At 59.1% G+C, this 12,530-nt stretch carries 8 protein-coding genes, 1 tRNA gene and 1 other annotated feature; of the genes, 4 read left to right on the forward strand and 5 right to left on the reverse strand.

All coding sequences use genetic code 11. The features are described 5' to 3' along the window. Positions 1-3: 3 nt before the first annotated feature. The 3 genes from leuC to N675_RS12900 all read right to left on the reverse strand — a co-directional run bounded on the left by leuC (position 4) and on the right by N675_RS12900 (position 3,936). A complete protein-coding gene (gene leuC / locus N675_RS12890; RefSeq protein ID WP_038040475.1) occupies positions 4-1,263 on the reverse strand; it encodes a 3-isopropylmalate dehydratase large subunit in 1,260 nt (419 codons plus the stop codon). A gap of 2 nt (positions 1,264-1,265) precedes the next feature. Then, positions 1,266-2,795 (reverse strand): 2-isopropylmalate synthase, encoded by a 1,530-nt coding sequence (locus tag N675_RS12895; protein ID WP_038040479.1) that lies wholly within the window; start codon positions 2,793-2,795, stop codon positions 1,266-1,268. A gap of 259 nt (positions 2,796-3,054) precedes the next feature. Beyond that, positions 3,055-3,284, reverse strand: a binding site (T-box leader). Beyond that, the gene (locus N675_RS12900) at positions 3,262-3,936 is read right to left on the reverse strand and encodes a MarR family winged helix-turn-helix transcriptional regulator (protein ID WP_038040481.1); all 675 of its coding nucleotides are present in this window, start codon (positions 3,934-3,936) and stop codon (positions 3,262-3,264) included. (Overlaps the previous feature by 23 nt.) A 226-nt stretch (positions 3,937-4,162) precedes the next feature. On the opposite strand from N675_RS12900, the gene N675_RS12905 reads away from it, so the two are divergent. The 3 genes from N675_RS12905 to N675_RS12915 all read left to right on the forward strand — a co-directional run bounded on the left by N675_RS12905 (position 4,163) and on the right by N675_RS12915 (position 7,099). After that, positions 4,163-4,235 (forward strand) — tRNA-Arg (locus N675_RS12905). 33 nt (positions 4,236-4,268) lie between these two features. Then, positions 4,269-6,338, forward strand: coding sequence for a chloride channel protein (locus N675_RS13885; RefSeq protein ID WP_051914750.1), 2,070 nt, complete (start codon positions 4,269-4,271; stop codon positions 6,336-6,338). After that, positions 6,335-7,099, forward strand: a complete 765-nt coding sequence (locus tag N675_RS12915) for a molybdenum cofactor biosynthesis protein (protein ID WP_338417756.1) — start codon at positions 6,335-6,337, stop codon at positions 7,097-7,099. Before N675_RS13885 ends, N675_RS12915 begins: the two co-directional genes overlap by 4 nt. Here the strand turns inward: N675_RS12915 and N675_RS12920 are convergent. After that, positions 7,030-8,259, reverse strand: a complete 1,230-nt coding sequence (locus N675_RS12920) for a molybdopterin molybdotransferase MoeA (protein ID WP_038040483.1) — start codon at positions 8,257-8,259, stop codon at positions 7,030-7,032. The two genes, N675_RS12915 and N675_RS12920, sit on opposite strands and share 70 nt — an antisense overlap. Before the next feature lie 73 nt (positions 8,260-8,332). Next, positions 8,333-10,054, reverse strand: a complete 1,722-nt coding sequence (locus N675_RS12925) for a glycerol-3-phosphate dehydrogenase/oxidase (protein ID WP_038040485.1) — start codon at positions 10,052-10,054, stop codon at positions 8,333-8,335. A 221-nt stretch (positions 10,055-10,275) separates the two neighbouring features. Here N675_RS12925 and N675_RS12930 point away from each other — a divergent pair, with 221 nt between their 5' ends. Further along, a complete protein-coding gene (locus N675_RS12930) occupies positions 10,276-12,525 on the forward strand; it encodes a RelA/SpoT family protein (RefSeq protein WP_231578044.1) in 2,250 nt (749 codons plus the stop codon). Positions 12,526-12,530: the final 5 nt, after the last annotated feature.

Below are 12,530 nucleotides of genomic sequence, written 5' to 3' on the forward strand. Positions count from 1 at the left end.
TTCCTAATTAAGCTGGGCTGGCGAGGCAACGCGCCCGAGCACGGCGCTGGCAGCCGCAACTGCTGGTCCGGCCAGAATGATTTCCGCATCACGATGGCCCATGCGACCACGGAAATTGCGGTTGGTTGTCGAGACGCATCGCTCACCCTTGGCCAAGACGCCCATGTAGCCGCCGAGGCAGGGGCCACAGGTCGAGGTCGAGAAGACTGCGCCAGCCTCAAGGAAGATCTCATCCAGACCTTCTTTGGTGGCCTGCTTTGCTACCTCCTGGCTACCGGGGATGACGATGCAACGCACACGTGGGTGAACTTGCCGTCCTTTCAAAATTTCCGCCGCGATGCGCAGGTCACTGAGGCGACCATTCGTGCACGAGCCAATGACGACCTGGTCAATCGGCAGATCGCCAACGTCATCGGCCGGGTAGACATTCGACGGCAAGTGCGGCAGCGCAACGAGTGGTCGCAGATTTGAGACATCGAATTCAATCACCTGGGCGTACTTGGCATCGGGGTCGCTTTCCACTGGCTCATACGGCTTATCGGTCACCTTCGCAAGCCATTCGCGGGTCTTTTCGTCAAAACCGAAGATGCCAGTCTTTGCCCCAGCCTCGATCGCCATATTGGCCATCGTAATGCGGTCATCGACCGGCAACGCATCAATGACTGGGCCGGTGAACTCCATGCAGGCATAGAGCGCGCCATCGACACCGATTTGACCAATGGTATAGAGGATGAGATCCTTGCCGCCGACATCCGGCGGGAGCGTGCCCTTGTAGACGAACTTGATTGTCGGCGGCACGCGCATCCATGTTGTTCCAAGCGCCATCGCAGCGGCGATGTCCGTTGAGCCCATACCCGTGGCAAAGCAATTGAACGCTCCATAGGTGCAGGTGTGGGAATCACCGCCGATAATGACCATGCCTGGCAGGGTAAGGCCATTTTCAGGCAGGACAACGTGTTCGATGCCAGCGCGACCGATTTCAAAGTAGATCGCCCCCTGAGCAAGGGCAAATTCCCGCATGATCTTGGCCTGCTCAGCAGCTTTAATGTCTTTGGCCGGGACGAAATGATCCGGCACAAAGACCACTTTCTTGGGATCAAAGATGCGATCAACACCGACCTTCTGCAATTCGGCGATGGAGAGTGGGGCAGTGATGTCGTTGAGCATGATGAGGTCAACTGCGACCTCGACGATATCCCCTGGCTCGACCTTACTACGGCCAGCGGCGCGAGCCAGGATTTTTTCCGCCATTGTCATACCCATGGCTACCGTCGTACCTCCGTTGTGACTAAAGCCGACCGGTTTAACGCCATCAGATAGGCCTTAATGCCCGCCTCGATAATGTCCGTTGCCACGCCGCGGCCATTATAAACAGCCTCACCGCAGCGCAAGCGTACAGACACTTCTCCCTGCGCATCTTCCCCCGGGGTAACCGCCTCGATGTGGAACGCTTCAAGCTCACACTGGTGGCCAACGAGCCGGTCGATTGCCTTAAAGAGCGCATCGATCTGGCCATTGCCGGTTGCGGAGGCTTCGCGTTCTTGGCCATCGACCTTCAGCTTCACCCACGCTTCAGCCCGTCCATCTGAACCAGAATGAGCGCGCCAGCCGAGGAGTTGATATCGCTCAGGAACCTGCGAGAGTTGCTCCTCGACGATCGCAATGAGATCAGCGTCGGTCACCGTCTTCTTGCGATCGCACAAGGCAATGAAACGCTGATACAGCTCTTCAACGCGCTCCCGCGGCAGATCGCCATAGCCCAATTCGCGCAGTCGCGCGGTGAAGCCAGCACGGCCGGAGTGCTTGCCGAGGACAAGGCGGCTGGCTTCCCACCCGACCGATTGGGGTGTCATGATCTCGTAGGTCGCTCGGTGCTTGAGCATGCCGTCTTGGTGAATGCCTGCCTCATGCGCAAAGGCGTTGGCGCCAACGATGGCCTTGTTGGGCTGGACGTGAATACCGGTGATCCGTTGGACAAGTTTGCTCGTCGGCACCAGTTGCTCAGTAACAATCCGCGGCAAGATGCCGCCATAGTAGTCACGGCGGGTATGCAGCGCCATCACGACTTCCTCGAGCGCAGTGTTACCCGCACGCTCACCAATGCCATTGATCGTGACCTCAACCTGACGAGCGCCAGCTTGCACCGCAGCGAGTGTATTGGCCGTTGCTAAACCAAGGTCATTGTGGCAGTGCGCGCTCACGACGACACGCTCGATGCCCGGCGTATGCTCGATGATGAAGCGGACAAGTTGAGCGAACTCCTCAGGTGTTGCATAGCCCACGGTGTCAGGGATATTGATCGTGGTTGCGCCAGCTTGGATCGCCGTGGCGAAGATCCGGCAGAGGAAGTCCGGGTCACTGCGAGTCGCATCTTCGGCCGAGAACTCGACATCACTGACATAGCGACGGGCACGAGCGACGGCCGCGTAGGCGAGCTCAACAACTTCATCGGGAGTCTTGCGCAGTTTGTACTCCATGTGAATGGGCGACGTGGCGATGAACGTGTGAATGCGCGGCGATTCAGCAAAACGCAAAGCTTCCCACGCCGCGTCAATATCGGCATCATTGGCGCGCGCCAGGCCACAGACAACCACGCCTTTGACCTCGCGCGCGATGCGCGCGACAGCCGCGAGATCGCCTGGTGAGGCAGCGGGGAATCCAGCTTCAATGACATCAACGCCAAGCTTCACCAACTGCCGCGCAACCTCAATCTTCTCGTCTTCCGTCATCGTTGCGCCGGGCGACTGCTCGCCGTCACGCAGCGTTGTATCGAAGACAATCAAGCGCTCTGTCATGGTGACCTCCTTGCCTTGCGTAACAGCTCGGCCTCCCGCGCGGGGAGGCCGGCAACGGGCAACGGGTTATCGTCCGCAGGCTACCTTTGCCGCATGCCGGCACTCCGCGTGGCCCCTCCGCGGGGCTGGCTAAGGACGAGCCCAGCAAGAAGGCTTCGTGGAGCGGTATGGATACTGATGTGTTGCAGCGAGCAGTTGTCCATCCGATACCTCCCCGTAACCCGAAATACTATCGCTCCATAAAGCAGCGGCCCGCCCCCGAAGGGACGGGCCGTCCGTGGTGCCACCCTTCTTGGCGTTTTGCCCCAGCGGGACAGAACGCCCACTCTTCGCGCTATAACGGGCGCTCCCGGCACTAACTCAGAGAACAGTCACCTCGCTAGCGCAGCTCCGGGGCGAGTTCGCGCCTTTCATCCCGACCAGGCTCCCACCGCTCCCTGGCTCGCTCGACGGAGGTAAGGCGCTACTACTCCCCATCTCCGCCATTTGGGGAAGATGGTAACAGCATTGACGGAGTGCTGTCAAGAGGTCGTGGCACATAACTTGGACAGGCCAAGAGCGTATCCGCGTCGCTCAGCGACCGGCGGAAGAACTGGCACCAATGCGGCTCGGGGCCATCTGGTGCGGCATTTTCAACGAAATAGTGGCATCCGGCACAGGGCTCAGCAACAACGACACGATAGCCGGTCTGCTGCAGCGCTTGGCTCAGCGCTTCTAGTCCGCGCTCAAGCATCGCCAATGCATCAGCATCGACGTGGACAAGCGCGGCTTCGAGCCGCTGCCCAAACTGATTCAATTGCTGGCAGACTGCTTCACCGTCCGGCGTGAGATTCAGGAGCGTCACCCGGCGATCACGCGCATCGGTGTAGCGCGTCATCCAACCGCGACGCACGAGACCATCAATGATCCCAACAGCCGTTGCATGCGTTACCCCAAGCGCTTCAGCCAACCTCCCGACTGATGTTAGGAAGGGTTTGGTGTAGCGAACGAAGAGCAACGCCTCGGCTTGCGTCGGCGTTAACCCAAGCATGGCAGCCTCATCCGCGAGCATCGTTCGGATGGTATGACTCAAGCGGATGAGCCCGATACCGACCTGCGCGCCACGCGATTGCGCGCGTACAGCAGGGTCGTAGATTGTCATCGATGCCTCCTCACACCCGCCTATCCGGCCTGCGCTTCCCCACAAGGATAGCGGGATTCGGCAAAGAGCGCGAGAGGGGAAACCAACAATGTTCGTGCATTTGCACACGCAGCGCCACGCTCGGCAGTCATTGTTGCACATCGTCCAAGGCTGAGAGGGTTTGGGCAGGTGGTCAGGCGCAGACGAACTGAGTAAGCTGAGAAAAGGGAGAGTGGGCTGAGCATACGCCCCCGTAGTTCAGTGGATAGAACGGCGGCCTTCTAAGCCGCATGTCGCAGGTTCGAATCCTGCCGGGGGTGCCCATGAGAGACAACAAACAGGAGGATGAGCAGGTGGACCACATTGCATTGCCAACGGACTTCCACCGGCGCTTGTTGACGTGGATTCAGCAGGAACAAGGTCTTGTCCGGTGGAGCGTGCTTGCAACCGCCGTCGGCATTGCAGCAGGGATCGGAGCAATTGGGTTTTTTTGGCTGCTTGAGCAGAGCACCGCTATCTTCCTCGGGCATCTTGTCGGCTATTTACCACCGGCTCCTTTCGCTGAGGGCAACCATCCACCTCTCGGCTCCGCGGTTTCATGGAAGCTCCCCCTTGTCGTAGCACTTGGCGGTCTCCTCAGTGGTCTCCTTGTCTTCTCTCTTGCTCCTGAAGCTGAAGGACATGGAACGGACGCAGCAATCGAATCCTTCCATTTTCGAGACGGAAAGGTTCGGGGGCGCGTCATCCCAGTCAAAGTGATCGCCTCGGCTATTACGATCGGCACCGGTGGATCGGGAGGACGTGAAGGACCAACGGCCCAAATTGCTGCTGGTATTGGTTCGCTGATTGCAGAGACCCTCGGCCTATCGCCAACCGATCGTCGCCTTCTTCTGGCTACTGGTATGGGGGCAGGCATTGGGGCAATCTTTCGCGCTCCCCTCGGAGGAGCACTGCTCTCCGCCGAGATCCTTTACTTGCACGACTTCGAAGTTGAAGCGTTGTTTCCAGCCCTTATTGCCTCCATCGTCGGCTACACGATCTACAGTGCATGGGCTGGGTGGGAGCCGATCTTCGGTGCACGTCCAGATCTGGCCCTCACGTCATGGCGTGAATTGCCTGCTTATGGCATGCTTGGCCTTCTTTGTGGCCTCGTCGGGCGGATATACGCAACTGGTTTCTACACTGTACAGCGGCTTTTCGGCCGCTTGCCTCTTCCACGGTGGGCCAAGCCCGCGCTTGGTGGCCTTCTCGTCGGCGGCATCGGGCTCGTGTTCCCACAAGTGCTGGGCACTGGTTATGGGTGGGTTCAACTAGGTATGGAATCGAGTACTGCCCTACAATTTCCGATCTGGCTCTTGCTCGCGCTGCCACTGCTCAAAATTCTTGCTACGGCACTCAGCATTGGCTCAGGCGGCTCGGGGGGCATCTTCGGTCCAGGAGTTGTGATCGGTGCATTTGTCGGGATCGCCTGGTGGCGGCTCCTCGACCTCGTTGGCGGGCATGCAGCAGCGAGCCCGGCTCCCTATGCAATTGTCGGCATGATGGCACTCTTCGGTAGCATCGCACACGCCCCTCTTGCGGTCATGCTCATGGTTGCCGAGATGACTGGCAATCTCTCGCTGCTTGCACCAGCAATGCTCGCGATTGGGCTAGCCAGCGTTGTCGTTGGACAACAGACGATCTACCGCAGTCAACTCCCGCGACGCGCCGACTCCCCGGCGCATCGATTGCAGTACACCTTTCCTCTCCTCCACGGCCTGTCTGTGCGTGACGCCATCCAGCCAGCTCCGCTACTGCTTCACGGTAATACCCCCCTCAATGACGCAGCACGGCAACTCCAAGTTGCTCATCTTCCCGATGCACTGGTCATTGATGAACATGGAACCTTGCTTGGAGTCGTCACGTTGCAAGAGGTCCATGAAGCTGCTACACATCCCGATAGAGGGTGCGTTGCAGACATTACGCAGGCAGTTCATCCACTCCCTGCAACGATGCCCCTCGATGAAGCACTGGCAGTGCTTCTCTCACGCCATCGCGACTGGCTCCCGGTCATCGACGCCACTGGAACCGTTCTCGGTATTTTGCACGCTGACGGCATCCTGAAGACGTACCGAGCGGCAAGCCGACGAGCAGTACGACAACTGCACTGGATGACCAGCGATCGTATTATGCTTGAGGTAACGTTGCCAGCCGATTCGCCTTTAGTCGGACGAGCTATCCGTGAACTCTCATTGCCGAAGCATGTCTTGCTTATCGCTGTACGCCGTGGGGGAACGCTGCTCCTGCCACGTGGAGAAACAAGACTTGAAGCAGGAGATACGATTACGTTTGTGACCGAGCGTCATCATGCAAGAACGGTTTTGGCGACGTTCGGGCTGCCAGAGCAAGCACTGGTGACGACACTCAAGGAGAGCGAACTGTGATCCGTGTAACGATTCGCTACTTCGCCATTGCCCGTGAACTGTGCGGTCACAGCGTTGAAGAGCGGGAGATCAGTGAGGGGACAACGGCGGGCGAGTTGCTTGAAGCGCTCCAGGCACAATGCCCTCCCCTGGCCCGCCTTGGCCGGGCGTTGCTCCTCATGGTCAATCGCCGGTATGTTTCCCCCGATCATGTCTTACAGCCCGGCGACGAGGTCGCCGTGATTCCACCTGTCTCGGGCGGGGGTGGACCTTTTCGCGTGACGGACGAGCCGCTGCAACCGGAAGCAATTCGTGCGGCTGTTGCCGATCCTCAGGCTGGCGCGATTGTCACATTCGTCGGCACCACACGGAACCACGCCCGTGGACGAACAGTGCGCTACCTCGAATATGAAGCTTACGCCGAAGCAGCAGAGGCATGCTTCGTTCAGATCGCTGCGGAAATTGCCGAGCGCTGGGGCATTGAACACGTTGCCATTGTGCATCGCACTGGGCGGGTCGACGTTGGCGAAGCAAGTGTTGTCATCGCTGTTGCCTCACCCCATCGCGCCGAAGCCTTTGCTGCGTGTGCCTACGCTATTGACCGACTCAAGCAGATCGCACCCATCTGGAAGAAAGAAGTCTATGACGATGGGGAAGTATGGGTCGGCAGTGAAGCAGCCTATCAAGCAGCCTTCGGTCACGGAGCAGCGGCTCAGGGCACTGGAGGCGCAGAACGCAACGCTCCCCAGACGATCGCCTCAACGCGCTCGCCTGGCGCATAAGGTCCTTCACGCGGCGGGATAACAAGGTACGCGTTTGCACCAACAAACGACGCGAGGCGCGACGACTGTTGATTCCCGGTATTGCGCCCATAGAGCCTGCCATCTGCCCCGACCCAGACAATGCCACGTTGATACTCGATGCGGTCACTCGTCTGTACCGGCTGGTCAAGGGTTACGAGCACGGTCTGTGGCCGGGCTGGCTCTTGCCCAAGCATTCGACGGATCGCAGTGCGCACGAAGATATCGAAGCCAACGAGCGCCGAAACAGGATTCCCTGGCAGACCGAATACCACGCACTTGCCAACCGTGGCAAAATGGAGCGGCTTGCCAGGCTTCATGAATAGCCGACGGAAGTAGACCGTAGCAATCTCACCAAGCACATCACGGACAAAGTCACGATCGCCAACAGATACACCGCCAGTTGTCAACAGAATGTCGCTCTCTGCCAGACGCTGCTCGAGTACTGCGCGCAAGGCCTCGGGCGTATCCGGCGCGCGTCCTGCCCAAACGAGTTCCGCCCCAGCGCGCTGGACTGCCGCAGCGAGAACCAGGCGATTCGAATCCCAAATCTGCCCAGGGCGTAATGGCTCACCGGGTTCCACAAGTTCATCACCCGTCGTCAGCACACTCACCCGCGGTCGGCGTACGACGGCTACAGTACCAACGCCAAGACTGGCAAGTACGCCAAGCTCAGCTGGGCCAAGCACGGTACCTGCGGGTAAGACGCGATCACCTGCATGGACGTCAGCTCCAACTGGACGAATATTTTCACCGGCGCGTAACGCGACATCGCGCACGATAATGTGGTCATCGCGGAGTTCAACCCGCTCAATTGGCACAACTGCGTCCGCTCCGCGTGGCACTGGCGCACCCGTCATAATGCGCACGGCTGTGCCAGGCGTTACTTCAAGATCCCCGGCTTGCCCGGCATAGACTTCGCCAATGACTTCGCGCCAGGGAGAGGCATCATCGTGAATCACGGCGAAACCATCCATGGTCGCTGCAGGGAACGGGGGAACGTCGTGAGGGGCAACAACGGGCTCAGCAAGGACCCGCTCGGCTGCCTCAGCGAGCCGGACATACTCAACTGGCAAACGCTGCACGACTTGCTCAACAATCGCTAAGGCTTCGTCTGGAGGCAGTAGCCGATTCTGCGTCATGATTCCGCCCGCCCTTCGTTCGCCAATCTTTTCGCTATTGCACAGCCTCTACGTTCTCTAGGATAGCAGAGCACTAGGCCGGAGCGGCCGAGGCTGCACGCGCCGCGCTGAGGTCGTCTGCCAAGCCCCGGTCACTGCCGAAGAGCGTCCGGACTCGGGCCCGATACGCTGCGATCTCCGCTTGCCGCCGAGCAGCGTCCCAGCCTAACTCGTGCGCCATGATGTCAGCAACACGCTCAAGCGTTCCTAGCCCATGCTCCCAGTCGGCAAACGTCACCCAGAGGCGGCGTTCCAACACGTCGTCAATTGTCTGCGCAAGCTCGTAGCGACAGGCATAGGCAACCTGCGCCTGCAGGTACGGCAAGCCAGGCACCAGAGGCTCAGCAAGGGCTGGCTGCTCCTGTGCCAGTATTAACACCTGTTCGGCTAAGACACCATGGTCGTGGATGAGCGTCGGCAACGACCCGGCGATGCCAAGGGCATTGGCCCGCAGGTTTAGATCACCCCGTCGAGCGACAAGCCCTCGCGCGCCGATGAGTGGCAACCGCCGTGTGACATGCCGCATTGAACCACCGAGTTGTGTCGCAAGAAGATCAACCGTTTCCTCTGCCATCTTGCGAAATGTTGTCAACTTGCCACCAAGGATCGAGACCAGGCCATTGCCATGATCGATCAACTCATGATTACGCGAGAGTTGGGCTGTGCTTTCTGCCATGCCGCGGCGGATGAGTGGACGATAGCCAGCGTAGGCGCTAATGACATCGCGCCGGGTCAACGGTCGCAGCAGATACTGGTTTGCATGCTCTAAGAGATAGTCAACATCAGCATCATCGGGCAGCGGCTGATCAAGTGGCCCTGATCCGGTATCCGTCGTGCCGAAGATGACGCGTGGCCCCCACGGCACGATGAAGAGCAGGCGCCGGTCGCGCGTCTCGGGGAGAACCACTGCAGCTTCGTCGAGCTCGACGACTTCGCGCGGCAGGACGAGGTGAACGCCTTTGCTTGGTGCGATCGAGACCTGCGGTGGCTCGCCGGTTAACCGCGCAACGTCCTCGCCATGGATACCTGTCGCGTTGACAAAGACACGAGCGCGCACGAGGAACTCGCGGCCGGTCTGCAGGTCACGCACCTGAGCCGCCGCCAAACGGCCATGCTGCCGCTCAAATCCGACCACCTCGCAGTAGTTGCTGATGACCGCACCATGGGCCACGGCTGTCAGCAGGACGTTCAGGACAAGTCGCGCATCATCGGTCCGCGCATCGTAGTACATGTACGCGCTGAGGAGACCATCACGACGGAGCAAGGGGGCAAGATGGTCGAGTTCAACCCGGCGCAAGCGGCGATGCCGACCGACATTGAGACGGCCAGCAAGGACATCGTAGGCTGTCAGACCAAGGCGAATGTAGAGATCAAGCAGTGGGCCTGGTGGCGGCGTCTGCTTTAACCCGAGCGGATGGCGATTGAAGCGATAGAGAGGCAGAACGAACGGCAATGGCTCAACGAGATAAGGCGCTAACCGCAGCAACCGACCTCGCTCGACTAAGGCTTCGCGGACCAGAGCGATATCGAGCTGTGGCAAGTAGCGGATCCCACCGTGGACGAGCTTGGTGCTCCACCGGCTTGTGCCACTGGCAAAGTCCCGGCGTTCGACGAGTGCGACACGGAAGCCACGCGCCGCAGCGTCCAGCGCGACGCCAGCGCCAGTGATGCCACCACCGATGACCAGCACATCAAACGGCTCGCTGGCAAGTCGATCGACAAGGGCTGTGCGATTCAATGGTTGAAGAGCTGACATGGAAGCCCCACTTTCTCTCTCCGCTGCCCTTTTCCTGCGCTCGCCACCGCGACTGGGGAAACAGTTCCGGTGTGGGCGCATCAGTTCTTCTTCGTTTGATTGTAAACTGCAAGTGAAGATATGCGGAACAGGATAAGGTTGACGCAGTACAATTGGGGAGAGAAGCACACGGACCAGCGCCGTACGTGTACACGTCCGACGAAGGCAAGGTTCCAGCAGCCATGACGATGCCAGTACCACAGTCGGCGCCCGAGCCAGTGGTTGCCGACGTACCTGATCATCCCAATACCAACGCGCCAACCTGGGACGAGGTTGAGCCAGCGTTTCGTGAGGTGATACCGCAAGGTGATCTCAGTCTCTTGCGGCGCGCGTACGAGTTCGCGGCCCAGGCACACGAGGGGATGGTGCGTCGTTCCGGCGAGCCATACATTATGCACCCGCTTGCCGTCGCACTCATTCTGGCACGAATGCAACTCGACCACGAAACGCTGGCCGCAGCACTCCTGCATGACGTCCTTGAAGATACTGCTGTCACCCTTGATGAACTGCGAGACCAGTTTGGCGAGCGCATTGCGAAACTGGTCGATGGCGTCACCAAATTGAGCCGGATCCAATGGCGCAGTGGAACACTTGACGACGAACGAGAAAAGGCGCGCCAAGCTGAGAACCTGCGCAAGATGTTCCTTGCCATGGCTGAAGACGTGCGCGTGGTCTTGATCAAACTCGCTGACCGGTTACACAACATGCGCACGCTCGACGCGCTGCCACGGCCCAAGCAGCTGCGCATTGCCCAGGAAACGATGGAGATTTACGCACCATTGGCAAACCGGTTGGGCATCGGCCAGATCAAAGCTGAACTCGAGGACCTCTCCCTCAAGTACCTGGAACCGCAGACCTATGAGGCGATTGTCCAGGCGCTGGACCGTCGTGGCCAGGACCGTGACCAGTATCTTCAGGAAGTGATTGCCCAGGTAAAGCGTGCCCTTGACGAGGCTGGCATCCCAGCAGAAGTAACTGGACGCGAGAAGCACATTACATCAATTGTGCGCAAGATGCGCCAAAAGAACCGGACATTTGACGAGATCTATGATGTTTTAGGTATTCGGATTATCGTGAATACCAAGCAGGAATGTTATGCCGCACTAGGCGTCATTCACAGTATGTGGCACCCGATTCCTGGGGAATTCGACGACTATATTGCAACACCGAAACAGAACCTTTACCAGTCGATTCATACTGCGGTGATTGGGCCACGCGGCATTCCGCTCGAAGTCCAGATCCGAACCCACGAGATGCATCAGATCGCCGAGTATGGCATTGCAGCCCACTGGCGCTACAAGGAGGGGATGCGTCCTGACCCCTCGCTGGAGGCCAAGATCGCCTGGTTCCGGCAGTTACTCGAATGGCGTGATGAAATTGCCGACGCGCAGGAATTTGTCGAGTCGTTAAAGACCGATATTTTCCCAGAGATGATTTATGTCTTTACGCCGAAGGGCGACATCATCGAGTTACCAGCAGGAGCAACGCCGGTCGATTTTGCCTATCGCATCCACACGGAAGTTGGCCACCAGTGCGTTGGTGCCAAAGTTAACGGGCAAATTGTGCCGCTCAATTACAAGCTCCAGAACGGCCAAGTCGTGCAGATCATGACGTCGAAGACGCGGATTGGGCCGAGTCGCGACTGGCTGATTCCTGGGAACGGATACGTCACGACAGCGTCAGCCCGTGAGAAGATCCGACAGTGGTTCCGCCGGCAACAGCGCGAAGAAAATATTGCTCAGGGGCGGCATTTGCTTGAGCAGGAGTTGCGGCGTCTCGGCGTTGACCTCAAACCAGAAGACGTGTTGAAGCTCTTCCCACGGTATCAAAAGCTCGATGATTTTCTGGCAGCGATCGGGTACGGCGCCGTCAACCTTCAGCAGATTGCAGCTCGGATTGCCGAACATGAGGACCGCAAGGCACTGAGCTCGAGTGTCGTCTCGCCAGCCACACCGATGCCAGCGTTACGGGTGACCGGCATTGGCGATATCTACACGCGGTTGGCGAACTGCTGCAAACCCGTCTACGGCGATCCGATCGTCGGCTACGTCACACGCGGCCGTGGCATCACGGTGCATCGCGCTGACTGTCACAACATCGTGCACACGAGTGAGCCAGAGCGGATTATCCCTGTTTCATGGGGTGACTCGGCACAGCACTACCCAGTCACCATCCGCATCGAGGCCTGGGATCGCGTCGGTCTCTTACGTGATGTGACCACGCAAATCGCGGATGAGGGGCTGAACGCGCTCTCCGTCATGACTCGCGTTCATCCTGACCGTACGGTGACCATCCTGATGACTCTCGAGGTCAGCAGCGTCCAGCAACTGAGCCGGATTATGCAGAAGCTCGAGAGCATTAAGGATGTTTATGACGTGCGCCGCGAAGCGACGACGGCTGCCGAAGACGGCCATACGCTCACTGCGAACTAAGCTGG

Source organism: Thermorudis peleae, assembly GCF_000744775.1.
Taxonomy (GTDB): Bacteria; Chloroflexota; Chloroflexia; order Thermomicrobiales; family Thermomicrobiaceae; genus Thermorudis; species Thermorudis peleae.